This window comes from Ignavibacteria bacterium (assembly GCA_016873845.1).
Lineage (GTDB): Bacteria > Bacteroidota > Ignavibacteria > Ch128b > Ch128b > JAHJVF01.
The window spans coordinates 1-26,406 of sequence record VGVX01000040.1 but is presented as its reverse complement, the minus strand read 5'-3'; the positions used below and the strand labels follow the sequence as shown (position 1 = coordinate 26,406).

Here is a 26,406-nt window from a genome sequence, read left to right as displayed (position 1 = left end):
TTTTACTGTTCAAAACGATATTCTCAAAGAATACATTGCACGAGGCACTTACATATTCCCGCCAAAACCTTCTATGCGATTGATCACAAATGTTTTTGAATTCTGCTCAAAGGAAATTCCGAAATGGAATACGATTTCAATTTCCGGTTATCACATTCGCGAAGCTGGTTCGACTGCGGCTCAAGAGATCGGATTCACACTTGCAAACGGAATCGCTTATGTTGAAGCAGCAATGAAAGCTGGTCTGAACGTTGATGATTTTGCAAAGCGGCTTTCTTTCTTTTTCAATTCGCATAATGATCTATTTGAAGAAGTCGCAAAGTTCCGTGCGGCACGAAGACTCTGGGCAAAAATCATGAGAGACCGATTTAAAGCAAAAGATGAACGCTCAATGATGCTGAGATTTCACACACAGACTGCTGGTTCATCGCTCACAGCACAACAGCCGGATAACAATGTTGTACGAACAACGATTCAAGCACTCGCAGCAGTGCTTGGCGGAACGCAAAGTCTTCACACAAATTCGAGAGATGAAGCGCTTGCACTTCCAACAGAAGCATCTGCACAAATCGCTCTTCGCACTCAGCAGATCATAGCATACGAATCTGGTGCAGTAAATACCGTCGACCCGCTTGCAGGTTCATACTTCATCGAAACTCTTACGAATGAACTTGAAAAGGAAGCAGAAGAGTACATCCAAAAAATTGATTCGTTGGGCGGTGCAGTTCAGGCGATTGAAAGAGGATTTGTTCAAGCTGAAATTCAAAAATCCGCATACATCTATCAGAAAGATATTGAATCGAAGCAGAGAATAATTGTCGGAGTGAATAAGTTCCAAGCTGATGAGAAAGAAACACTCGATACTCTAAAGATTGATAAGCAGGTTGAAATTGATCAAGTTCAATTTCTAAAAAAGATTAAAGCTGAGCGGAGCGCTGAGACAGTGAAAGAAAGACTGAAAAGTTTGAAAGAAGCCGCACAGTCAGATTCCAACTTAATGCCGTTTATTATCGATGCCGTAAAAAATTACTGCTCTATCGGTGAGGTTTGCAATTCACTCCGAGAAGTATTCGGAGAGTATAAAGAGAATTTAAAAATGTAACTAACTTCGGCAAGTGGTAAAAGTTGAATAAAGGTTTCTTACAGCAGGCAATATTTCAATTTGGGTTTATTGACTATGAATTTTCGTGATAACTTTTTTATCTTAAAATAAAACAAAGGACTTTTATGCAGATTAAATTCGGTACAGACGGCTGGCGCGGAGTAATTTCAGACGATTTCACATTTGAAAATCTAATACTCGTATCTCAAGCTGCAGCAAAATATTTTCTGAATCATAAAAACCTTTCTAATGGAGTTGCTGTCGGCTACGATGCACGATTCATGTCTGATGAATATGGAAAATTAGTTGCTCGAGTTTTAGGATCGATGGGAATTAATGTTTTATTAGCGGATGGGATGGTCTCATCACCAATGGTTTCGTTAGCGGCAAATAAAATGAATCTTGCCGGTGGGATTATGATCACAGCATCACACAATCCTCCGAAGTACAACGGATTTAAAATAAAAGGAGATTTCGGCGGCTCAGCTCACCCGGAAATGGTTGCTGGAGTCGAGAATCTTCTGCCGAATGTTGATAAAAGTTTTGAGCCAAAATCGTACGATGAATTGCTATCTGCTGGCATCATACAAAAACATGATTTGAGAAAATTTTACGCTGAGTATATCTCAGAGAAATTTGATCTCGACAGAATTAAAAGTTCTGGATTAAAAATCGCGTACGATCCAATGTATGGTTCAGGGCAAAACTTTTTGAACGAGTTCGCTGGAATTACTGAAATTCACAATCAATATAATCCATCATTCGGTGCAGTAAATCCTGAACCTCTTGAAGATAACTTAAAAGAGTTTTCGAATTTTATCGTTAATGGGAAATACGATCTAGGAATTGCAGTCGATGGCGATGCAGATAGGATCGGGGCAATAGATGAAAATGGAAAGTTTGTCGATTCGCATAAAATCTTTTCACTTTTACTGAAATATTTATACGAAAAGAAAAATCTCCGTGGAGTGGTTGTGAAAACTTTCTCCACAACTGAGATGCTGAATAAAATGTGCGACAAGTATGGATTGGAAATTCAAGTTACTCCAATTGGTTTCAAGCACGTCTGCAAGCTTATGCTTGAAAAAGATGTTTTGATCGGCGGAGAGGAAAGCGGAGGTATCGGTGTGAAAGGTCACATTCCCGAGCGCGATGGAATTTATCTTGGACTTTTACTGACTGAAATGCTGATCGATTACAAAAAATCATTAAGTAAATTAGTCGTCGAACTCGAAAAAGATTTTGGCGTACACAGCTATAAAAGAATCGACGTTCACACCACCGAAGAAAAAAAGCAAAACATTTTAAAGAAATGCAAAGCAGGCGAAGTGAGATCTTTGAATGGTTTAACAGTAAATGAGATGTCCGACTTAGATGGCTATAAGTTCTTTGTCGATGGCGGTTGGCTTTTAATCCGCGCTTCTGGAACCGAACCAATATTGCGATACTACTCCGAAGCAAAAAGCTTTGAACTAGTCGATAAGCTTCTAGATGCAGGAATAAATATTTAAGACAAAACTTTACCGGCAGTATATATTTTGAACAGAGTTAATTCTATTTCATTCTTTCTATTCTTTCTTTTGATTTGCGTTTTGAGCCAAACAATGTTTGCTCAAAATGTTAATGATTCGACTTTTCGATACAATTCCGAAAATGAACAACTTGAAAATCCAAAAATCAAATGGGAGATTCTCGCTCCGGTCGGAATTGGAATTGGTGCAATTAACTATTCTATGTACAAGTATTATCAAAGAGCTTGGTGGGGAGAAGAGAGAACAAAATTCCACACGTTTAACGATTGGAACAATGCGGATATGAACATCGATAAAATTGGTCATTTGTATGGCGGAATGGTTTTAACAAAACTTTCATACAAACTCTACAGGCTCTCGAATGTATCAGAGGGCTGGTCGATGTTTTTGTCGAGCTTCACGAGTCTATCCTTCCAAATGCAAATTGAATTTCACGATGCGTATTTTAAAAAGTGGGGATGGAGCTGGTGGGATGTAGGTGCAAATGTTGCAGGTGCCGTTTATCCAAATCTTCAAAAAATGTGGACGCCTTTGCAAGCGGTAAACTTAAAATATAGTTATCATCCCTCGCAGGCATACAAGGATGGCTGGTTTGATTATTGGATTAAGGATTATCACGGATTTACTTACTGGCTTACGTTAGATGTGAATTCAATTCTTCCAAACGCTGCGGATAAGTTTTGGCCTGATTGGTTAAATATTGCATTCGGCTACGGCGTCGAAAAAGTTAAGCTTGGAAAAAATATTTATAATAGTGCCGGAAATCCGCTCGGCGAAAGAGAATGGTATATCGCATTTGATTACGATTTAGTGAAACTATTCAATCCAAAATCAGAATGGCTGAGAGAGCTGCTTGAAACTTTAAATATAATTCATTTTCCGGCACCAGCGATTCGCTTCAGTCCGTCAGCAATTTATTATGGATTGTATTTCTAAATAGTGAAATTCTTAATAATCCGCATCATCTGCACTCTATTACGGAGCTAAATCGAATTTTTTATCACTTCGATCAATTTATCAAATTCAGAAAAGTCATTATAAAAGTGAGGAGCGATTCTGAGATACCCCTCTCGGACGGCACATTGAATGTCATTTTCTAAGAGCTTCTCATTTATTTTATCCACATTGTCAATTTTAAATGAAACTATTCCGGAAAGTTCTTCGCTTGATCTAGATTTATACGATGGGTCAATTCCTATCTTGCCGAACTTGTTAATCAGGTATTCCGAGTTGAGAATGATCTTATTATGAATCTCATTTAATCCAAATAGGTTAAACATTTTAAGTGCCGAGTTAAGAGATGCAATTCCAGGAAAGTTCATTGCGCCGGTTTCAAATCGGCGTGCTGTGTCTTCGAGAATAAGTTCATAATTCAAAATATCCCATGCGTTTTTTACACTCGTCCAGCCAACATATTTTTGATTAATCTGTTCTTGAATTTCTTCGGTTAAAAAAATAAAAGCAGTTCCCTCAACGGACATAAGCCATTTGAAGACACCACACGACATAAAATCTATTTTCATTTCTTTAACATCAACTGGAACTGCACCAACTGCTTGGATTCCATCTACACAAAAAATAATTCCTTTGGATCGGCAAAACTCGCCGATTGATTTCAAATCCGCACGGAATCCACTCAAAAACTGCACATGACTTATTGTCAGCAACTTTGTTTCTGGACGAATATTTTCTTCAATTTGACTTAATTCTATTCGACCATTAACAGGAGAAATAAAATCTAATTCCACTCGATATTTTTTCAAATTCATAAAAGGATAAACGTTGGAAGGGAATTCAACATCATAAAGTAAAATTCTATCGCCAGGATTCCAATTTAATCCCTGAGCGAGTATATTCAATCCATTAGAAGTATTGTCAATAAATGCAATTCGATATTTATCTGCATTTATCATTTTACCAATCAGCTCTTTTGTTTCTAGTATTGTTTTTTGAAAAGAAAAATAATTCTCAATTTCGCCTTCACTTCTTACTTTGAAATATTCTTTAAGAATATCAACTGAGCACTTCGGAATGGGGCTCACTGCGGCATGATTGAAATAAATTTTTCCAGTCTTTAGATATGGGAATTGAGAACGAGCTTGATTTATTTCCATAAACAGATCCGATTTATTTATTAATTCATTTTTTTAAGAACTCTCCTCTGAATAGCTTTATTTTTATCTACTATAATTTGCAGTTCTTTGATTAAATTATAATAAAACTGAACGATATATGAAAATAGCATACTTCGACACATTTTCGGGAATTAGCGGGGATATGGTAATCGGTGCATTTCTCAACGCTGGATTATCTCTTTCTGAGTTGGAATCCGAAATTCAAAAACTAAAGCTCAAAGACCTCAAACTTTCACAAAGGATAGTTCAAAAAAGCGCAATATCTGCCAGTCTATTTGAAGTGCAGTGTGAAGAACATCATCATTCAAGAAGATTAAAAGATATTGTCAGTTTGATATCCGAAAGTGAATTAAGTGAAAAGGTTAAAGAAGTATCTCTGAAAATTTTTAACACACTTGGATATGCTGAGGCAAAAATTCACAACGTTTCTTTAGATGAAGTTCACTTTCATGAAATTGGAGCGATTGACTCTATAGTTGATATTGTCGGTGCGGCGATTTGTTTGGAGAGGTTTGGAATTGAAAAAGTGTTTTCAAGCGTAATTCCATTGGGAAGTGGTTTTGTTGAGACGCAGCATGGTAAAATGCCGGTACCGGCTCCAGCAACTTTAGAAATTTTGAAAAATTATCCTGTGAAGATTACTGAAATCCCGTTTGAACTTACAACTCCAACAGGTGCGGCTATAATCTCTTCAGAATCAAGTGGATTGCTTTTCGAAAAAAATATTAATGTTGAACGGATTGGCTTTGGGGCCGGGACGAAAGACATACCTAAAATTCCTAATTTACTGCGTTTGGTAATTGCTGATTTATCCGAAATGTTTTCATCAGATGAAACATACTTAATTGAAACTAATATAGACGATATGAATCCAGAGTTTTATCCTTATGTTATCGAAAAACTTTTTGAGGAAGGAGTTCATGATGCTTATCTAATTCCTATTATCATGAAAAAAGGAAGACCTGGAATTATTCTATCCACTTTATGCGAATCGAGCAAGATAGACAGCGCACTTAAAATTATATATTCAGAAACTACAACCCTTGGTGTACGAATTATTAGAACAGACCGCCGAAAGATAAACCGCAGCTTTGATGAAATTGAAACTAAATTTGGAAAAGTAAAAGTAAAAATATCCGAATCGCAAGAGGGAAAAAAAATTATTCCTGAATTTGAAGAGTGTAAAAAATTAGCAAAGGAAAAAAATATTCCTATTTCAAAGATCTACGATGAAATCTTGAAGAAGAATAAATAAACATTCCGGATAAAATTTATTATTTGAAATAAATCTCTCTCTTGGAGTATAATTTTTGCTAATCAAATTCATCATTTTGTTTGTTTTATCTCGATAAGTTTTGAACTTTTAGTTCAGATATTTAACTTTGTACAAACAATACTTCCCTGTGAAAAAATGAAACTAACTACAGAAAGAAATTAAAATGGAATTATATTTACTTATAGTTATTGTTTTATTCGTACTAGCAATTTCGGATTTGATTGTTGGCGTGAGCAATGATGCCGTAAATTTTTTGAATTCAGCTGTAGGATCGAAAGCAGCTTCATTTAAAGTAATTATGACTGTTGCCAGCTTAGGAATAATCGCCGGAGTTGTCTTTTCAAGCGGTATGATGGAAGTTGCGAGAAAAGGCATATTTAATCCGCAGATGTTTTTATTCCAGGAGGTAATGATAATCTTTCTCGCTGTAATGCTCGCCGACGTATTGCTTTTAGATCTTTTCAATACTTTCGGATTGCCAACATCAACAACCGTCTCGCTTGTTTTTGAATTGATCGGCGCAGCGGTCGCTGTTTCATTAATCAAAATAATCCAACTTGAAGCTCCATTATCTGAAATGTTGGTTTACATAAATACAGGAAAAGCGATTGCAATAATTTCTGGTATTTTAATTTCTGTGATTGTCGCATTTACCGCTGGCGCTATCATCCAATTTTTCACTCGAATGATCTTTACATTTGATTTCCAAAAACGAATCAGACGTTATGGAGGAATTTGGGGCGGAGTTGCTATTGCGTTCATTACATATTTTATTTTAGTTAAAGGTGCTAAAGGAGCAATTTTCTTTTCAGAGGATCAAGTAAAATGGATCCAAACTAACACTGCTTTGATACTGCTTACAAGTTTTATTTTCTGGGGAATTGTGATTCAACTTTTAGTTCTTTTTACAAAGGTAAACGTTTTAAAACCAATCGTTCTATTTGGAACATTTGCACTTGCACTCGCTTTCGCGGCAAATGACTTAGTGAATTTTATTGGAGTGCCGCTTGCAGGATTTAGTTCTTACTTAATAGCGATCGCGAATGATGACCCGCTGAATTTGCTAATGACTGCCCTACTTGAACCTGTTCATACACCGACTTTGTTCCTGCTTGCTGCTGGAGTAGTAATGACCATTACTCTTTGGATCTCAAAGAAAGCACGCACGGTTACAAAGACCGAAGTAAATCTCGGAAGACAAACAGATGGGTTTGAAAGATTTGAATCATCGGCACTTTCACGCAGCATTGTTCGAATGGCGATTTCAATTTCTGATTTTATTAGAAAATTGCTTCCTGAAACATTACTCAATTTCATGAAGCGAAGATTTGATTTGGAAGCCTTTAAAGGAGAGAAAAAGAAAAGCAAAGAAACACAAGCATTTGATCTGTTGAGAGCTTCTGTAAATCTTCTTGTTGCAAGCATGTTAATTTCATTTGCAACGTCGTTGAAACTTCCTCTTTCAACTACTTATGTAACATTCATGGTCGCGATGGGAACTTCCCTCTCCGATAAATCTTGGGGCAGAGAAAGTGCTGTTTATCGAATTAATGGAGTTATGACAGTTGTTGGCGGTTGGTTCTTTACTGCATTCATGGCTTTTACTTTAGCGGGAATTTTTGCAACAGTAATTTTCTTTGGCGGAGTTTATGCAATCCTCGGACTTGTTGCATTGGCTGTTATTGTAATATTTCACACTCATGGTTTGCACAAGAGAAAAGAAAAAGAATCTGAAAAACTTGAAATGGAATTCATCGAAGATTTTTCAAGCAGCAAAGATTTGGTTAGACGGAATGTTAAAGAAATTGAGACTTTATTGACTTCAGTTGAAGAGAATTTTGGAAACTGTTTTCAAGCATTTTACGATGAAAACAGAAATAAGCTGAAGGCGAGTTTGAAAGATTCTAAGAAGCTTAATAAACAATCGAACGTAATTATTTCAAATATTTTCAAAGAAGTTAGAAACCTTCGTGATGATGAATTTAAATTAGAACGGAGATACGGCAAAGAAGTCGCTTCATTAAGAGAGATTACCGGTTCGCTGAGAAATTTAAATCAGATAGTATTTGACCATGTCGACAATAACCACAGCGGACCATCAAAAGAGCAAATCGAAGAATTGAAAAAAATCAATAAGCTCTTTAATTCACTGATTAAAAACACAATTGACTTTTTCTACTCAGTGAAGGAAAAAAAAGCAGACGAAATAGATTCTAATAGAAATGAATTTGCCGAACTGCTCCAGAAATATGATAAAAACCAAGTTCAAAGAATTAAAAAGAATAACGACTCGACACGTAATTCGCTTCTTTATCTCGATATTTTATCAAGAACGGAAGCGATTTCAACTTCTATATATAACTTGTATTCAACGATTAGAAAAAATTTAGAAGAGTAATAGTTAATTCAAATCTAGCATCTTAATGAAAAGAGGCAGATTGAAAAAGTGCTGCATGTGATCCGGACCGGTATCGCCGTAAAAACCAAAAGTTCGGAATCTGTTCCTAAACGCATAAGATTTTTGAATTAACCTTTCTGCATAATACATCTCAGCAAAAATCCTTTCGGTTGAACTATTTTCAAGAAGATAATTAGCGCATTCAGTTGTACTTGAGTAACTTCCAGGATAAATTTCAGAATGAGTTACTATTAATTCTTTCTTTCCTTTAACAGCATCCTTCGCAAACCTTAAAAAGTTTTGAAGAAGAATTGGATTCGGAAGTTTGCAGTCATTAGTTGAGTCTAAATCACTTACGTAATCTGTATGCAGTCCATCAGCTAAAATAATGGTATTAATTTTTTTATAATACTTTTCATTCTTTAATATTTCTCTTACTCCACCATATCCCGCAGAAAATGAAGTAATGTAAATCTTCTCTGCATCATGCCAGCTAAAATTATCTATTGAATCTCGAAGTATTCGCAATGCAGTATCAATTGTGGCTTGAAAATACGTTTGATCGCTGAATGCAAGTCGGTAGGGCGAAGAAAGTGAACCAAGATGAAGAGAAATTAGAATTCCATTTACACTTAGCTTAGCAAAATTTTCTATTACGACTTTTGGACTTCCATGCAGGTGGACAAAAATCCGATGCGGTTTTAAAGATGGATTAAAATTTCGTGGAGCATAAACTATGCCTTTTTCAAGTTTAAATTCCTTCTCGACAAAAAATTGCGCTAAAGCAAAATCAATGAATAATTGAAAAAATAAAAGTAAGTAAAGTATTTTTTTCATTTCTCACCTATTGAAAAAACCAGAGTTATTTCCTTCAATTAATGCATTCACAAATTCAGCGCAGCACCATGAAAGTGGCGAAGCTGGTGAACAATCATCTCCTGGCAGATAAATTCGTTCAGGCATTAAGCGGTATGAATTTGAGTTTTCCATCATCCAGTGAGTCAAGTTAAAATATTTTTCTTTCTCTTTTATACGGCAATAGTATTGCGCCGCCGCAGCCGTAGTAAAGAAAAATAAATCGTGACCGTATGCAGCTAAGCCCTCATTCGCTGCATCGAAATATTGAATTCCGTTCCCAAGCTTTCGGCAGTTGTTCCAAATGAATTCATTCGTTTGCATTAAATGATCTCTTATGTCATAACCCCAAACTACTCCGAAGTTAACAGAAGTATCCCACAAAAATCTTGAATTCAATTCTTCCTTTGGACGAAGATCGATGTAAGACTTAATACCGTTATCAAACATTTTAAATAGATTCGCTTCGATAAATCTTGCAGTGATTTCGTATTTATTCGCCCGTTCAAAATCTTTCAAACGACGGCAAATCTCAGCTCCTTTCCTCAAGCCGGAAATGGAGATCATATTAGTTGCCGGCAAATAACCCGGCCATTCGATAATTCCCCCTTCGTGCAAAAGTCCTGTTGCATCTACTTTGCTGACAACAAAATCTAAAAAAGTCTTTATTGATTCATAATGTTCCTTTTTGATTTGCCTGATCTTTTTTGAGATTTCATAAACTAAAATTGTGAAGTACGAATTACTGTCCCACTCTGGAACATCAAACCTAGCACCACTGCCAGCATCAACGGCTTCCCCATTTGCATCGTACCTCGCAAAAAGCTCTCCATGATTTTTGTGCGAGATGTTTGCACCAGCCCAAAAATCTAAAACTTGTAATGCAGATGTTATATGACCGGCGTTCACAAATGCGCGCGCAGTCATTAATGCATCGCGTGGATAAAGTTGAGGCATTCCATTTGTTACAAATTGTCCGGTTATATCCGCAGGAATCATTCCATTCAAATTCGCAGCAAATGCTGCATAGAGATTTCGTTTATAAAAATCCAAGGTGCTTTCATCATAAAATTTTGGAACTAAACCTTTGTTAAGCCAGGCGTTCCAAAAATTCGATGCAACATTTAAGGGATTTTTTGATTTTCGAACGAGCTTGAGTTTTCGAATTAGTTCATTTCTATCCTCGCCGATAATAATGAAGAAATCACAAGTCTTGTTTTGATCTGTACGAGCTTGAATGACAAATTCGTCTTTAAAATTAAGTTGATTTTCAGATTTCTCTTTAGCAGCAAATAATAACTTTCGCCCATCAGTCCACTCAAATGAAAATGCATTTATCGATTGATCGTATTTTGGTTTAGATTTTAAGGAGATGAATTTATCTGTTTGGATTGTATCATTCACTAGGATGCTGAATGATATCTCTCTTTCCTTTGAACTGGAATTAATTCGTGTTACGATAATTCCATCACCTGTGATATAAGTTTTTTGAAGAAAGTTTTCACTCTCCCCTTCCAAGCTTGTCAATGCCGAAAAGAATTCCCCGAATTTAATTTTACTATTTAATTCTGGTATTTTTAAATATGTAGACCGTAAATAGCTTGCCGTGTAATTTTCGTAATACAATCTTTGAATTCCTTTTCCAAGTGTTCGCGAATCATCGGAAAATACTGCGCACACTTCTCCATTCCCTAAAATCATGTATCCTTTGTAACTTTTGTAATTTAGTTCGCTTCTCTCGGCATTGACTGAGTTGTGTTCACTCATTATTGAAAATATTATAGCAACTGCGAAAATCATTTGTCCAAAATTTTTCATGTCTCTTCTCTATTAAAATTTATTATTTCGGAGAGATGCTTGCGGGAAATATTCGGGACCGTTGCATTTTCAGCTGGCAATCCGATCGGGATCAGCAAGAAAGGAGTTTCATTTTTTGGACGGTTCAAAATAGTACGCAAAAAACTCATTGGACTTGGCGTGTGAGTTAGGGCGCAAAGTCCTGCATTATGAATTGCGGCTAACAAAAATCCTACGGCAATCCCAACTGATTCATTCACGTAATAGTTTTTTTTGATCTTACCTGCAATCAGTTCATAATCAATTTTGAATACTACTATTATATAAGGGGCAATCTCAATAAAATTTTTGTGCCAGTCAGTTCCAAAAGGTTCTAGATCTTCTTTCCATTCTGCCGGAAAGCGTGATTCGTAATTTCTTTTTTCCTCTTCTTCTGCAGCTGTTCGTATTTCATATTTGATTTTTGGATCGTCAATGACAACAAATCTCCACGGCTGTTTATTCGCTCCCGAAGGAGCCGTTCCAGCGGCCGCGATTATATTCTCGATTATTTTTCTCTCAAAATGTTTATCAGAAAACTCACGAATACTCCGGCGCTTACTGTAAAAATCATAAAACTCAGCCGATTTAATTAATTGTTCCTCCGACGAGATCACTTTGGTAGAATATTTTATGAATTTTTCTCTTTTCATATTCTGTGCTCAAGTTTTGACTAAAAATAAGGAGAATTTTAGTCTTTATCTCCACTCAAAAAAAAGTTGATTTAATTCGATAATACAAATGGAGGTTTATCTCAAAACCGAGATAACAACTTCAAGAAAAAAAGATATAGGATTAGACTATAAAAACTTTATTAGATACATTAAATCACGTGTTGCTCGGCAGTCCAACCGAGCTGGAAAAAAATTATCTGTTCGAAATGCTTATTGAAGCTGCACGGATCCGGATTCGATTTGTCTCTAAAACAAAATATTTTTCACTCGAGAGAAATGAAATTTCGATGGATGATATTGCACTTGAAGCAGTTTCTAATTTGCTTTCAAACAATGAGGCTGATTATCTTGAATCGCTTCGAAAAACTTTTAGTTCATGGGATCCAAAAATTACGACTGAGGAAGAAGCGAATTTTTTTATTAATAAGATTATAGACCGCTCGATTTATCAGAGCATTGTAAAAAAATATACAGAGATAGATCCTCTTTTTTCAAAAATCTTGAAAGAGATTAAACGCATTCATCAGGTGAATCATCAATTTAAACTCATTCAAAAAACCGGGGTTGATTATTTGTCAATGGTTTCTGAATTAGAGTTTGACGAGCTTAATATAATACCTCAGGACGAACTAATTGTACTGAGCATTAACAAGTATCCAGACAATAATTACATCCGCGGCTGGATAGAGGAAGTTTTTAATTCAATTTTAGAGTTTACTGAATACAGCCCGATTTTACCGATTAATAGTCTTGCACTGAAAATTAAAATCGAAATGGGAGCTGTTCATAAAATAGATCTGAATGTTTTACCTGATCCTGAAATGATAGTTCTTTATAAAGAAGGAATTGTTTCTTCCCTAAAAAAAGTTCATATAAGAATACAAAGCTTAACAAAGAAAAAAGAATCTTATGATGAAAAAACATCAGCAATCTTCAGCGATGCCATCACAGACATTGCAAACGATTTGATGCAAGGAGAAACAGTAAAAAATTATTATGACTATTTAAGATTCTACGACTCTGATATAACAATAGATATTTATCGTGACAGCTACCGCTCTCAATTCGAATATTTGATCAAGCTCCTCAAAAATGAGATAGCTAACTATTACCTAGAATTTTAATCCTTCCAATAAATTAATCGACAATTTTAAACTTATTATAGGAACTTGTTCCTCTCACCTCCGGATAGTACATAAGCATTCCAATTGAAGGCATAACGTTAAACTCTCCTGGAATTTGCGCCCGAAGGATATAAGAGTATTCATGCTCTCCTTTTCCAAACCAAGTTGAAAAGAATGTGACTTTTTCATCGCGAATTTCTCTATCCGCGTAATTTCTTCTTATAAAAGGAGGTTCCATTATTCTTCCCGAATAATAAGTGTCGTAAGTGGTTTCATCTTTAACGACTTCACATCCAGGTGGAATTGGATCTTCAAGCATAAAAAATTCTTGCGATGTTTTATTCTGAACTTTAATGCGAACTAATATTTCATCTCCCGAGTTTGCAAGTCCGCTGAATTTAGTTAGCTTGTTAATGAATGTCTCGCCTTCTTTCACTCGGCTGATGAGAAAAAATTCACGTTGAATATCAAAATTTTCTTTAATTGGGTATTCAAGTCTCTCGGCTGAATAATATTTCATTAACGATGAGTAATACAATTTACCCTTACCATGTTTTGCGATCGAAATTTTATTTCTTCCCGATTTTAATAAAGCAGGTTCGACTGAGATTTTCAATTCTTTATCAAATAAATTTTCTATAGAGAAAGATTTTGTTTTGACTACTTTATCGTTCACAGAAAGAGTGAATGAAAATTCAGGTTCCAGTTCTTTGCTTTTTTTCAAGTAATCGGTAAGAGCAAAAATTGCCATGGCAGTTTGTTTTGTCGAGTTCCAGGATGAACCACGTCGTTGAAGCAGCAGCCATCTTACAGCTTTCTCGACAATTTCGGAATTTTTATCTTCATTGAGAAGAGCACGAACAGCGAATGCGGTAGTTTGAACTTTATCTTCCTGCCAACGGTATTTGAAATCTTCCCCGGTCCAATAAACGCTCTGTCCTTCAAAGATTGCATTTTGTAAAAGAGAGGTTGTCATTTTATTCACAACCCGATCACGATTATATTTTCTTGCAGATAGTGAAATCAATGCATCAATATACGGATTCGTTTTTCCGTGAGACATACCGGAAAATATTTTATCGAATAATTCATAGTCTAATTTGTGAATTGAATATTCTGCAAATGCGAGTGAATAAAGCATATATGCTTTTGTTTCGTCTTCAAATTCTTTGCTGTTCAATAATTGATCTTTCAAACTCTGCAATCCATTTACCAAAACATTTTCGTCAATTGTGAAATCAGCTTGTTTCGTAAGAGCCAGCCCATAAACCACATATGCAGTCATAAATGGATGAGTTTTATCATTTGTCCACCAGCCCCAACCTCCATCTGAGTGCTGAAGATCGTACAATCTTTTTAACCCGGTAGAGACCATTTTTGGAAGTTCTGTAATAGTTCCTTCCTTCAAAGGCGCATTCAAATCTCTGAAAACATTTGCAACAACTATTGTTGGGAGAAATCTGCTCATAGTTTGCTCAACGCATCCGTATGGATAACCGACGAGATCATCGAGCGCACCAAGAATTGTCGCAGCCAAAGAAGGTGAAGCGGATAAAAAGAGTTTAACATTTCGAATGTCTGCGTTCGATGGAATTATGATTTCTTTAACCAGAGTCGATGAAAAGTCAGATATACTCGCAATGTCGGATTCGACCATTTCAACACCGAACGGTTCAACTGGAATTTTCATTTCAACTGCATCGGATTCTTCGTTTGTGAGTGCCTTAGCAGTTAGAACGATTTCATTTGTTGGATTATTTACACTTACAATCCAGTTGATTCTTACTTCAGAATCCTTCGGAATCTTGATCTTCCATTTGTTGTCTGCGATTGGTTTTTCCGATGAATTATCGAGATAAGAATTTTTTACAAGTGCATTCTTTGCTTCGAGAGAAATCTGTGTGAACTTATCTTCGCTAAGATAATTATGTATCATTGTTGAGATCGTAATTTTATCTTTTTCTCGCAGATATCGCGGAGTTTCCATTCTAATTATCAAATCTTTTCGAGTGATGGTTTTCGAAATTTCCTGACCGACTTTAGAATCAGTGGTAATAACTCGAACAGTCGATCGCCAGGTAGTTAAATTATCCGGATATTTTATTCGAACTTTTGCAGTCCCGTTTTCATTTGTTTGAATGTCTGGCTCCCAAAGTACAGCGTCACGAAAATCACTTCTTAATTCTGGTTCAATAAAAACTTCTTGATCACCAGAGGAACCCATTTTCGAAGCCATGGGGGCTTCAAAAAAAGCTACTCCCTCTTCAATCCCGTTTCGCATCAGATTCATATCAGATTTTCTGTATCGAATCGGGTAATAATCAGTTATAATTTGTGTTAGTAAGATGTCCGACAGAAATAGTTTTTGACTTTTTTCGATTCTTATATTCAAAATCTTTTTCGATATGTGATTGCTGCTTTTGAGAATTAAAGCGTACTCGCCCGATTCCAGTTGAGTAAATTTAAATTCCCCTTTTTTATTTGTCTTAGTCTTAGTTTGATATTTCCCTTTTTGAAGGATCACTTGAACATGTTCAATTGGGGTATCGTTTTGTTCGTTTAAAATTCTGCCAGTTAAAGAACTTTCTCCCCTTTTGTCCAATTCATAAAAATTAATTTTTTCTCCTTCAACCGCTTGCGACCATTTCTCTTGGTAATAATAATTCGTGGAGGTGAAGGAAGTGTTTATGTAATAATTTCCTCCCGTATAAAAATAGTTTTTAATTTGCGGAGTGTTTTCATCTTTTATCGCATAAATGCTTTCATCGATAGTTCCGATCGAGAGTTCGGCATGTTGAACTGGATTGCCGTCTTTATCTTTAACTCGAACTATAATCTCGCCATTGGTATTAGGCTTATAGATCTGTTTGTCATTTTCAATCTCAACATTTAAGAATTTTTCTTCAGGCAAGATCGCGATTCGTTTCCGTCCGCTGAATACTGAATTATCATAAAAGAATGAAGCTACAAGATTAATTACATTCGGAAAATCTTTTTTTATTTCTTTTGTGATTGTTGTGCTGTAACCCTCTAGCTCAAGCACATCATAACTCAGTACAGATGATGATTCAAGTGTTATCAACGCATTTGCATCTTGAATTGGAGAAATGACTAACGCTTCAAATTTGTCTCCTGCAGTATAGACTTCTTTGTCTGTAATAATTTGCAGTCCGCCGCCGACATTCCAATAAAATCCTTTTTTGTCATTTACCCAGAAATTTCCTTTTGCCGTGATTACGTTATTCTTAGAGTCGTATGCTTTAACAAGATATGAGTAGATTCCTTTCTCTTTCGGCTGAAAGTAAACAAATGAAACTCCATCGCTCTTTGTGTGACCATAAAGCGTGTCGACATCTTCAACGAATGTTTCATTATGCTCATAGTATTGCCGCCGAACGAAAACAATAAAGTTTGTTTGAATCGGTTTTTCTGCGAAGTCAAACGCATGAACTTTTATCTGAACTTTTTCACTCGGTTTGAAAAGATATTTTTCCGGATTAGTTGATAATTGAAACTCACCGCGGCTAACAAATATTTTCGCTGAACCTTGAATTTCGCGCCTGCTTTGATCTACTACTTTGGCAACAATATAATACTCAAAATCAATATCACTTTTTTCATCTATCTTATATTCAAAATCGAACTTGCCTTCCGAAGAAATTTTACCTTCACCCTCGTAAAGTAAAACGTTTTGAGGAACAGGATAATAATCCATAAAGCATCCTCTGTAAAACCATGCATGCGGTTCAAAATACCACCACGGTCTCCAAATATTTCTTTTGTAGATTTCATATTTAACTTCAGCTGTCGATACCGGACTGCCAAAATAATAATCTGCTTGAATCGTTCCTTTAAGGATACTGCCAAACGTGTATTGGGATTTTTCGGTTGTAACTTCGACTTTGTATTCTGGTTTTTTATATTCTTCCACTCGAAAGCTCGATGAGTAGGTCTGTGAATTAATTATCACATTAAGGGCATAATCTCCTAATGCAGGTTCTTCATCGAGTTCAAACGTTCCGTTAATTGTACCATTTGAATTCGTTGTGAGATTTTTGGAATGAACCTCCTCACCTCTTGGATTTCGAATTGATACTGTGACTTTTTTGTTAGGATAGTTCAAATAATTACCATATTGATTTTTACGAACGATGGATTTAAAGTGAACTTTTTGGCTCGGACGGTAAACAGGCTGATTGGTGTACGAGTAAACTTTGATTTTATCATACTGGTTAAAATAAGAATACAGATAATTATCAGACAAGAATTGTTCGTCTTTTTTTTCGCCGACAACTACGATCTGTTGTCCAATTTCATCTTTCGCAAGTTTATGATAAGCCAATCCAGATTTATCAGATTTCAATTCAAGAATATTTTGATTGCCAAATAATAAATTGATCTCGGCATTTGCGACCGGCTCAGAGGTTTTTCGGTTTGAAACATAAATTAAAATATCTTGTTCAGAATTCTTTGTAATCAAACCAATTTCAGAAACGGATATCATTGAAGCTGATTTTAAGTCTCTGACTTGTGCCGCAATTATATAAATTCCCTTTCGATCAATTTTGCCGAGTGAAATGGTCTCATAAATCCAATTATGACGTTGAGGATTAAGCCGCTTTGAAAACTCATCTACGAGTTCTAAATATTCTGAAAATTTTCGCTCATCAAATTTCTGGTTTAAGTCAGGGATGATAGTCTTAAAGTTATCTATAAATTTTAAAATATTATTAATGCGGTATAATCTTACTTGGAGATTTCGACTCTGTAAATTGTAGCCATTTATATTAAGCTGCACTTCATCTCCAGGAAGATAATTTTTATTTGTGTTTATGTATAAATTTCCTTCGTTTTGAACTGCTCTCTCCCCGGAAAAGAAAAGCAATAGAGGAGTGATTGAAAAAAGCAGGATTAGTAAAAATCTATTCGTTTTCATATTTGTTCCTCTTCATCGAGTTAACTATGCAAGTATAACTAAACGAATTTGAATTTGTGCCTGGAAAATGAAAAAGTTTTACATAAAGGTAAAGTTACCAATTACTTGGTTTAACTAACTTTTCACCTGAAGAGGTTGTTAATACAGATGGGAATTGGTGCCGAACAATTTGTTCTTTACTAATCTTGAAATACTTCCCAGTTAAGGTTGCTAATTCCTTATTCTTCCTTTTATATGGAAAACCAAAAATAATGTTTTTAGAGGGAAACAATTTTAGTGCAGTTCTCACAGCGGGGGCGATATCAGTATCACCAGTGATTAATACAACAGTATCGCACTCATCATTATAAAACACTTCCAATAGCTTGCATGACATCGCAACGTCGGATTCCTTTTCTTCATGTCTCTTAATGATTTTTTTACAATGAGTGCAGAAGATCTCTTTGGGTTTAAATCGGGCCAAAATTTCTTCAACGCCAGTACTTCTTAAAGCGCGAAGAAGAATTTATGTTTTTCAACTTTGTCCGGAGAATAATGGATTAAATGAGTGGCTAATGCGGAGAAATAATATATTTTTTGAAGTTGCGCTTTGCCCCCAACAATATGCAAAAACGAGTTGCATAATGAATTGAGATTTAACCATTTTGTTGAAGCTCCATTTAAATCTTTACTAGCTTCAACTATTGAATGATAAAGATTAAATCCATCTATTAAGAATATTACTCTATTCATAAAAAAAATCCCTTCAGGTCGCAACCCAAAGGGGGCTAAGTATTAAATACCTAGGGATGAATTTATACAAGTATATACTTCTATTTCTTGGATGTCAATTTTAGAAATCAATTCAAAATAAATTTCCTCTTCCTAAAATTAAATTTGAATCTAGTGTCTTTTTAATTTCATACATTTGCGAAATTTCTTCTGGATTGAACATCAGATTGAAATATTCTTTTTTTATTTTACCAATTCCATGTTCGGCCGATACTGTTCCTCCCAGCTCGACTGCCTTCTTACAAAATTCAAAATAAAGTTTTTTGGCAGTCATGAATTCAAATTGATTTTTCGGAAGCATATTCAAATGTAAATGATCATTCCCAACATGTCCGTAACCGACATAATCGATATTTTGTTCCTTGCAAAGATCAGTACAGAAAAAATAGAGCTTGTTAAAATCTCCATCGGGCACAGCAAGATCTGTCCCAACTTTCTGTATATCATTTTGAACTAAGAACTCATTTACTCGCGCCGAAATCGCATGCCTGAAATCACGAATTTCTTCTATATCCTTTTCATTCATGGCGAAATAGGTCGAATCGAGTAATGCATTATGCTCTTCAATAAACTCATACCATAAAGTCAATAATTTATCTTTGTCTTGCTCATATATTTCCTGTTCGATCCATATTCCAAATTTATCTAACGGAGTTTTAGGATAAAATCTACTCAAGAAGTTCAATGCTCTTTCATCAAAAAATTCAATCGCTCTAGCTTGGATGAGAGAATTTTGCGCATGAGAAAACGCTTTAACTTTCGAGACGAAATTGTATGCATCGTTAAAAGTTTCAAAAAAAATGATTCCGGAAATTAGGTCGGTGGGGTGCTCAATTAAATTTAACACAGCTTCGGTTATGACTCCAAGAGTCCCTTCCATTCCGATGAACAAATCGATTGCATCCATATTTTCTTGAATAAAATACCCAGTAGCATTTTTGACTTGCGGTAACTTGATTTTCGGAAGTTCAATCTCAAATTTTGTTCCTTCATTTGTTTGAAATCGCAAATCGTAACCGATTGCAAGATTTTTTCCTCGTTCAAGTTCAAGAGTCTCGCCATTTGGCAGAATAACTTTCAGATATCGAATCCAATTCCTTGAAGGTCCATATTTATAAGTTCTCGCACCAGAAGCATTCGTTGCAATTGTCCCGCCGATAGAACAATTTTTTTCTGTCGGATCGGGGGGATATAGCAAATTTTGTCCTCTGCATTCAGATTGTATTTGGCTTAATAACACACCACTTTGAGTTAAACATGTTTTAGAAACTGCATAAATTTTTATAATTGACGCAAGCTTTTCCAAAGAAATTACAATTCCCGAATTCGGAACTCTTCCGCCTACTAAACCCGTACCTGCACCAGATAGAGTGACTGGAGTTTTTTCCTTATTACAATTTTTCAATATTTCACTGACTTCATCCGATGATATTGGAAAATAAACTGCATCACAATTTTCACTTTTGTAATTTGATGCATCAGTTAAATAATTTTGAATGAAGTCTTTTTCTGTTTTTACTATCATGATGAAAATATTTTTAATCCTCACAAACATATTTCTTTTTACAGCTAATCTCTACTCTCAAAATTATTTTTTGTACAACGATTCGCTAACCATTAAGCATTGGCACGCCAATAATTCTTGGAATACAAACGTAAATCTCGCAGCTTCAGAATTTGTTTATGCTGGAACGAAATCAATTTCAATCGAGTATATTTCACGATTTGCAGGATTCAATCTTTACACCACAAATTTCAACACTTCTGGCTATGACACTCTTGGATTTTTCATTAACGGTGGCTCAAACAGCGGACAATCCTTCTGGATTAAAGTTTCATACGATGGAAAAAATTTTAACGACGGGGCAGCAGTAACCAACTATGTCTCGGTCGAAGCGGGAAAGTGGAAAGAAGTTAAAATCCCATTGAAAGATTTTGGAGCAGAAAATACGTTCATACTAGCCCTCGCATTCCAAGAGAACAAAGGTTCGTATCAGCCGAAGTTTTATATTGATAATATCTATTTAAAATCAATCTCTGGTTCGCCAAAGATTTTGGATACTTACTTAAGCTCGTACAATTCATTTGCCGGTGAAGAAGTGATTTCCCAGGTGATAGTTGAAGACAGTGACGGGCTGAACGATATATCGGAAGTTTCAATAAATCTATCGGAGATGAAAGCTGGCACTGAAATTCTTCTATTTGATGATGGTCTTCATTCAGACAACAAGAGTGGCGATGGAACATTCGGGAATAAATTCAAAATTCCAATTGATACAAAAAGTGGAGAGTATAAAATCCTTGTCACTTCAAAAGATAAAAAAGGGAATAAATCGATTAGAAAGATTTGGTTTGGAGTCATGAAAAATTTAGGCGATACAATTCCCTCGGGTGTTCCTAAATATCTTTCAATCGGAACCGGAACATCAAGTTCCACTCTTGCCTGGCAAACATCAAATGGTGATGAATGCTGGGATATGGGATATCAATATTTAACTTGGGGTTGGTGGAATTGGTACGCCGGTGGGTTTGTAAAGAGATTTTGTGATGATGCAAAACGCTGCGGATATATTCCCATACTTCCAATTTATCTCTTCCAGCATGCAGCAGAAAGTCATGGCTGTACCGGGAGTGAATATGATAAAATCTATTGTGCAATTAATAATTCGTTTTTGATGAATGAATTTTGGAAACGATTTATTCAAATGTGTGAGGAAGTTAAAAATAGTTTAGCATCAAGAATAATCTTTCACATTGAACCGGATATGCTTGGTTATTTACAGCAGCGCGCGATCTCAGAGAAAAAAGATCCATCATATTTAACTGCTTATGCAGGTGACTCGAAATACCCAAATACACTCCAGGGGATGCACAGACGAATGGTCGACTTAGTACGTGAACATACCGGTGGAAAAGGATTGATCGCATTTCATGCATCACTCTGGGGAAATGTTGTAAGCTTAAAAGAAAACACTGAAAAAAATCTTAATGTTGATAGTCTTGCAAAATCCACAGCAGAGTTTTTAGTTCAGTGCTCACCAGATTTTGATCTTGTTTTTACAGATTGGTCCGATAGAGACGCAGGCTTCGACGGAATATGGTGGGACAAGAAAAATACTTCTGTTCCAAATTTTTCAAGAATCATTTTGTTTAACAATTTGATATCATTTTACTCTGGAAAGAAAACAATTCTCTGGCAAATTCCAGTTGGTAATGAAAAGCTGCCAAATAAAGTGAATCAGTATACAGATAACCGGCTCGATTATCTTTTTGATTATCGAAAAGACATTGCCAATTCGGGAATAATCTCGATGCTATTTGGTGCTGGAATTCCGAACATGACATCTCCTCAAACCGATAATGGGAACTTAAGAGCTCGCGCACTTGAATATTGTTCAAGCGGAAAAATTTACTTTACTCCCCGCAATCCTGATGACACAACTTCCACGAAACCGCCAAAAAATCTTGTTCTCTATCAAAACTTTCCTAATCCATTTAATCCTATAACTTTTATCCGATATGATTTGCCGGAGTACTTCGACGAGGCAACTAATTCCACAATTAGCCAGGGGAGAAGTACGCTCAAAATTTACAATTCACTCGGCAGAGAGATTGCCGCAATTTTTGATGAAGTTAAATCTGCGGGTCGATATCCTGATTTTAAATTTCATGCAGGCAAATATAATCTTTCGAGCGGAGTCTATTTTCTTGAATTAACTTATGGCAAGTTAAGACAAATCGTGAAAATGATTCTGATTAAGTGATGATTCTTAAATTATAAATTAAAGTTTCCATTTTTGGAAATTATTCTTCCAAAGTACTTAAATCTTTTGGGTCTTCGCCAAGTGCGCGTGCTTTAAGTACTCGTCTCATTATTTTCCCGCTTCGAGTTTTCGGAAGTGAATCTACAATATCTATATGTTCAGGTTTTGCGATCGGCCCTAACTCATGCGAAACATGCTGACGAAGTTCTTCAACAAGATTATCATGTTTAGCAGTCCCAGCTTTAAGAATCACATATGCATAAATTGCGTTACCTTTTATTTCATGCGGCAATCCAATTGCAGCGGCTTCTGCAACTGCCGAATGACTCACCAATGCGCTTTCGATTTCAGCAGTTCCTAACCTGTATCCAGAAACTTTAATCACATCATCAACCCTTCCAATAACCCAATAATATCCATCCTCATCTTTTCTTGCAGAATCACCAGTTAAATAAATCCCAGGATACTTACTCCAATATTGTTTTACAAATCTGTCAGGATCATTATAAATTGTTCTTAACATTGCAGGCCAAGGAGTTTTAATTACCAAATTTCCTTCTTCGTTCGCTTTTACCGACTTTCCCTCTTCGTCTAAAATATCCATTTGGATTCCAGGAAATGGCCTTGTACCGGAACCGGGTTTTAATCCAACAGAAGGCATTGGAGTAATCATAAACATTCCTGTCTCGGTTTGCCACCATGTGTCCATGATCGGACATTTTTCCTTTCCGATGACTCTATAATACCATTTCCATGCTTCAGGATTTATCGGTTCGCCAACTGAACCGAGAAGCCGAAGTGTGGAAAGATCGTGACGATTCGGCCAAGCTTCACCGAATCGCATCAAACCGCGAATTGCTGTTGGTGCGGTGTAAAGAATATTAACTCCGTACTTTTCTATCATCTGCCACCAGCGGTTTGGATATGGAAAAGTTGGCGCCCCTTCGTACATGAAAGAAGTTGTTCCATTTAGTAATGGTCCGTAAACAATGTAGCTGTGTCCAGTGATCCATCCAGGATCTGCAGCACACCAATAACGATCTTCTTCATGAATATCGAAAACATATTTTAATGTAGTGTATGTTCCAACCATATATCCGCCATGTGTGTGCAATATGGCTTTTGGCTTTCCAGTTGTTCCAGAAGTATAAAGCATGAAAAGTGGGTCCTCGGCATCCATCACCTCATTTGCACAAAATGAGTTAGCAATTGGCAAAGCCATTAATTCATGGTACCACATATCTCTGCCCGATTCCATTTTGACTGGCTCGCCAGTTCTCCTCACAACAAGAACACTTTCGACAGTAGCTGCTCGCTGCAAAGCTTCATCGGCAATTGCTTTGAGCGGAACAATTTTTCCACGCTGATATGCACCATCGCAAACTATCAAAACCTTTGACTGGCTATCTTCAAGTCTTTCATGGAGTGCTTCTACAGTGAAACCGCCGTAAACTACAGAATGAATTGCACCAATTCTCGCACATGCAAGCATTGCAATTACTAATTCAGGAATTCTTCCCATGTAAATTGTGACACGGTCTCCTTTTTTTACACCAAGACTTTTAAGAACATTAGCAAACTTACACGTCTCACGTTTCAGAGCGAAATACGAGAACGAACGAAAATCTCCCTTTTCTCCTTCCCACATTAATGCCAATTTATTTCTACGAGAATTTTCACAATGCCGGTCAAGACAGTTGTGAACGATATTCACCTTCCCATTTGTAAACCATTTGTAAAACGGCTTGTTTGAATCGTCGAGAACTTTATCCCACTTACTGAACCAAGCGAGTTCTTCGGCTTCTTTTTGCCAAAACTCTAAATAATTTTCAGAAGCGAATTTGCTTAATTCGTCCCAATCTTTGATATGCGTGTAGTTTACAACTTCCGACGATGGATAATAAACATCCCCCGATAAATTCTTTTTGTTCATAAAAATTCCTTTCAGGAATAATTGAAAAAGCATAATTGAATTTTAATTCACACCCCGCGAATTTTCCCTCACTTATTGCAGATTGACCTGCTTGCCTTGAAGTGGCAGTATTAATATTGTCTATCTCAAAGTAACAAAATTGAGTTTTATTCCAAAATCAAATTGATTAAAGTTTTTTATTGCTCACTCGTACAATTTTGTCCCGCAGTGCTTACAAAATTCTGCATCTGTGTCGTGTCCCTCTTTACTACAAGATTGACAAACGTTGGAATTAAATTTGGACTTCACGGCGAGAGACATCTCAGCAGTTACAATTCCGGTTGGAACTGCAATTATACTATATCCAATGATCATAATTACCGCAGCGAGAGCTTGCCCTAAGCTTGTCTGTGGAGAAATATCTCCATAGCCGACAGTCGTTAGGGTAACAATCGACCAATAAATGCTGGTAGGAATATTAGTGAACCCATTTTTTTCCCCTTCGACTACGTACATCAATGATCCGATGATTACTACAACTGTTAGGACTGTAAAGAGAAAGAGTGTTATTTTTCTTCTGCTTGCTAAAAGTGCGCGAGCTAGAACTTGAGCTTCGCCGATGTATTGAACAAATTTTAATACCCGAAATATGCGAAGTACACGTAAAATTCTTATTACCAAAAGATACTGACTGCCGGCGATTATTACACTTAAATAAGTGGGAATTACTGCCAGTAGATCAACTATTCCAAAGAAACTCAAAGCATACAGAATTGGCTTTCTAATAGAAATTAATCTAAGAATATACTCGATAGTGAATAAAATTGTAAAAAACCATTCGATGATGTAGAGTAAATTTCCATACTCAAGGTGTATAGATTTTACACTATCAAGCATTACAGCAAATACGCTTAATAAAATGCTGATCATTACCATTAGATCAAACATTTTACCACTAAATGTATCAGAACCAAAAATAATCTGGTGTAATTTACCTTGAAATTTTCGAAAAGGAGTGAGTTCGTTTTTCATATCAAGTACGAGACTGTGTAAAAACCGGGCTTGGTAATTTTTAATTGGCCCGTTGAAATCGTTTTTTATTTGAAATTTCACAAGTTATCCATCGGGACGTATCTTTTAGAAAAATATTTCTCTATTTCTTACTAAACTCTTCTACAAGACGGATTAATCTTCCTATTTATTTTAAAGCGCCTTTATCAGTCCAATAACTCCTACAATTGTAATTGCCCTTCTTATGTTATAGCTAAGTGTCATTAACGACACTTCAGAAGAGACTTTTTCAATTCCTCTTAATAAAAACGTAGAGTAACCCCAAACTTTTTTTATTGTTCCAAATGGATGCTCAACGATTGCTTTTCTCTTCTTAATTATATGCAACTCCGTTTGCAATCGATGTTTTAATCTTTCTAGTACCGCTTGTCTTCCCAACGATGGATATATCTTCCTCGTGGTGATGTAGTACACAACTTACTTACTGAACATTTTTGGCATGCTGCGGTTCGATACATCCGTATTTTTCTACCACCATCTTTCATTGATGTAGTATAATAGTTAAGTGTCTGCCCTTGTGGACAACAGTAACTATCGGTCACTTCATCATAAATAAATTTATCATACAAATAATCGGGCTCTGGATTCTCACTTGTGATATAATCATCTATCAAGTCTGGGAATAGTATGGTTTGTTCTCGATTTTTTCCTTCATTATAATTCATTTTTCTTTACTTCTTCTGATGATTTATACTTTTCCCTTTTTTAATGCAATTTACATTCCAGACTTTTTACACAGTCTCGTACCTTTTGAGATAGTTAATTAAAATAAGTTTGAGTATAAACTTGAAAGCACTTTCGAAACAAGTTAAACTCAAATAATCCCTTTTTCAACCAATTTTATTAAAAAAAATCACTATCAACCGACTAAAATTTAATTTCGATCAAAAAGGTTCGAAAAATTAAAATATTCAAACAAAATCGTGCATTGTTGAAATTAGACCCCCTCAAGTTAAACCTGGGAACAAACTTGGCATCAGTCGAGATTGCTTTTTCTTTGCATATACTCTTTTCACATTT

Annotated in this window: 19 protein-coding genes; 7 read left to right on the top strand and 12 right to left on the bottom strand. The window is 35.9% G+C overall.

Annotated features, from left to right (window positions below; all coding sequences use genetic code 11):
* The 3 genes from FJ213_08565 to FJ213_08555 all read left to right on the top strand — a co-directional run.
* Nucleotides 1-1,102: methylmalonyl-CoA mutase (locus tag FJ213_08565; protein ID MBM4176210.1), on the top strand; the 1,102-nt coding region annotated here is incomplete at its 5' end.
* A gap of 125 nt (nucleotides 1,103-1,227) precedes the next feature.
* Entirely contained in the window at nucleotides 1,228-2,613 is a 1,386-nt protein-coding gene (locus FJ213_08560; protein ID MBM4176209.1) for a phosphoglucomutase/phosphomannomutase family protein, read from the top strand.
* A 93-nt stretch (nucleotides 2,614-2,706) separates the two neighbouring features.
* Entirely contained in the window at nucleotides 2,707-3,570 is an 864-nt protein-coding gene (locus FJ213_08555; protein MBM4176208.1) for a DUF2279 domain-containing protein, read from the top strand.
* Between the two features lie 47 nt (nucleotides 3,571-3,617).
* Here FJ213_08555 and FJ213_08550 read toward each other — a convergent pair whose 3' ends face one another.
* Nucleotides 3,618-4,748, bottom strand: a complete 1,131-nt coding sequence (locus FJ213_08550) for an aminotransferase class V-fold PLP-dependent enzyme (GenBank protein ID MBM4176207.1) — start codon at nucleotides 4,746-4,748, stop codon at nucleotides 3,618-3,620.
* Between the two features lie 118 nt (nucleotides 4,749-4,866).
* Here FJ213_08550 and larC point away from each other — a divergent pair, with 118 nt between their 5' ends.
* Nucleotides 4,867-6,024, top strand: a complete 1,158-nt coding sequence (gene larC, locus FJ213_08545; GenBank protein MBM4176206.1) for a nickel pincer cofactor biosynthesis protein LarC — start codon at nucleotides 4,867-4,869, stop codon at nucleotides 6,022-6,024.
* A gap of 184 nt (nucleotides 6,025-6,208) precedes the next feature.
* Nucleotides 6,209-8,443, top strand: a complete 2,235-nt coding sequence (locus FJ213_08540) for a hypothetical protein (protein ID MBM4176205.1) — start codon at nucleotides 6,209-6,211, stop codon at nucleotides 8,441-8,443.
* Between the two features lie 3 nt (nucleotides 8,444-8,446).
* Here FJ213_08540 and FJ213_08535 read toward each other — a convergent pair whose 3' ends face one another.
* The 3 genes from FJ213_08535 to FJ213_08525 are packed head-to-tail and all read right to left on the bottom strand — an operon-like array spanning nucleotide 8,447 to nucleotide 11,787.
* Entirely contained in the window at nucleotides 8,447-9,280 is an 834-nt protein-coding gene (locus tag FJ213_08535) for a hypothetical protein (protein ID MBM4176204.1), read from the bottom strand.
* 3 nt (nucleotides 9,281-9,283) lie between these two features.
* Nucleotides 9,284-11,116 carry a hypothetical protein gene (locus FJ213_08530; protein MBM4176203.1) on the bottom strand — a complete coding sequence of 611 codons (1,833 nt, stop codon included), beginning with the start codon at nucleotides 11,114-11,116 and terminating at the stop codon, nucleotides 9,284-9,286.
* The gene (locus FJ213_08525; protein ID MBM4176202.1) at nucleotides 11,113-11,787 is read right to left on the bottom strand and encodes a nitroreductase family protein; all 675 of its coding nucleotides are present in this window, start codon (nucleotides 11,785-11,787) and stop codon (nucleotides 11,113-11,115) included. The genes FJ213_08530 and FJ213_08525 overlap by 4 nt, the downstream gene beginning before the upstream one ends.
* Before the next feature lie 227 nt (nucleotides 11,788-12,014).
* On the opposite strand from FJ213_08525, the gene FJ213_08520 reads away from it, so the two are divergent.
* The gene (locus FJ213_08520) at nucleotides 12,015-12,932 is read left to right on the top strand and encodes a hypothetical protein (protein ID MBM4176201.1); all 918 of its coding nucleotides are present in this window, start codon (nucleotides 12,015-12,017) and stop codon (nucleotides 12,930-12,932) included.
* Between the two features lie 13 nt (nucleotides 12,933-12,945).
* On the opposite strand, the gene FJ213_08515 is transcribed toward FJ213_08520, so the two are convergent.
* The 4 genes from FJ213_08515 to FJ213_08500 all read right to left on the bottom strand — a co-directional run bounded on the left by FJ213_08515 (nucleotide 12,946) and on the right by FJ213_08500 (nucleotide 20,164).
* Nucleotides 12,946-17,868 carry a hypothetical protein gene (locus FJ213_08515; protein MBM4176200.1) on the bottom strand — a complete coding sequence of 1,641 codons (4,923 nt, stop codon included), beginning with the start codon at nucleotides 17,866-17,868 and terminating at the stop codon, nucleotides 12,946-12,948.
* A 94-nt stretch (nucleotides 17,869-17,962) separates the two neighbouring features.
* Nucleotides 17,963-18,373, bottom strand: a complete 411-nt coding sequence (locus FJ213_08510) for an NYN domain-containing protein (GenBank protein MBM4176199.1) — start codon at nucleotides 18,371-18,373, stop codon at nucleotides 17,963-17,965.
* The gene (locus tag FJ213_08505) at nucleotides 18,355-18,600 is read right to left on the bottom strand and encodes an NYN domain-containing protein (protein ID MBM4176198.1); all 246 of its coding nucleotides are present in this window, start codon (nucleotides 18,598-18,600) and stop codon (nucleotides 18,355-18,357) included. The genes FJ213_08510 and FJ213_08505 overlap by 19 nt, the downstream gene beginning before the upstream one ends.
* A gap of 112 nt (nucleotides 18,601-18,712) precedes the next feature.
* Nucleotides 18,713-20,164: an FAD-binding oxidoreductase gene (locus FJ213_08500; protein ID MBM4176197.1), complete on the bottom strand. Its 1,452-nt coding sequence runs from the start codon at nucleotides 20,162-20,164 to the stop codon at nucleotides 18,713-18,715.
* Between FJ213_08500 and FJ213_08495 the strand changes: the two genes are divergently transcribed.
* Nucleotides 20,136-22,403: a hypothetical protein gene (locus FJ213_08495; protein ID MBM4176196.1), complete on the top strand. Its 2,268-nt coding sequence runs from the start codon at nucleotides 20,136-20,138 to the stop codon at nucleotides 22,401-22,403. The two genes, FJ213_08500 and FJ213_08495, sit on opposite strands and share 29 nt — an antisense overlap.
* Before the next feature lie 40 nt (nucleotides 22,404-22,443).
* On the opposite strand, the gene acs is transcribed toward FJ213_08495, so the two are convergent.
* The 4 genes from acs to FJ213_08475 all read right to left on the bottom strand — a co-directional run bounded on the left by acs (nucleotide 22,444) and on the right by FJ213_08475 (nucleotide 26,051).
* Nucleotides 22,444-24,336, bottom strand: coding sequence for an acetate--CoA ligase (acs, locus tag FJ213_08490; protein ID MBM4176195.1), 1,893 nt, complete (start codon nucleotides 24,334-24,336; stop codon nucleotides 22,444-22,446).
* Between the two features lie 183 nt (nucleotides 24,337-24,519).
* A complete protein-coding gene (locus FJ213_08485; protein ID MBM4176194.1) occupies nucleotides 24,520-25,347 on the bottom strand; it encodes an ion transporter in 828 nt (275 codons plus the stop codon).
* A 171-nt stretch (nucleotides 25,348-25,518) separates the two neighbouring features.
* Entirely contained in the window at nucleotides 25,519-25,800 is a 282-nt protein-coding gene (locus tag FJ213_08480) for a transposase (protein ID MBM4176193.1), read from the bottom strand.
* Nucleotides 25,743-26,051 carry a hypothetical protein gene (locus FJ213_08475; GenBank protein MBM4176192.1) on the bottom strand — a complete coding sequence of 103 codons (309 nt, stop codon included), beginning with the start codon at nucleotides 26,049-26,051 and terminating at the stop codon, nucleotides 25,743-25,745. Before FJ213_08475 ends, FJ213_08480 begins: the two co-directional genes overlap by 58 nt.
* Between the last annotated feature and the right edge of the window lie 355 nt (nucleotides 26,052-26,406).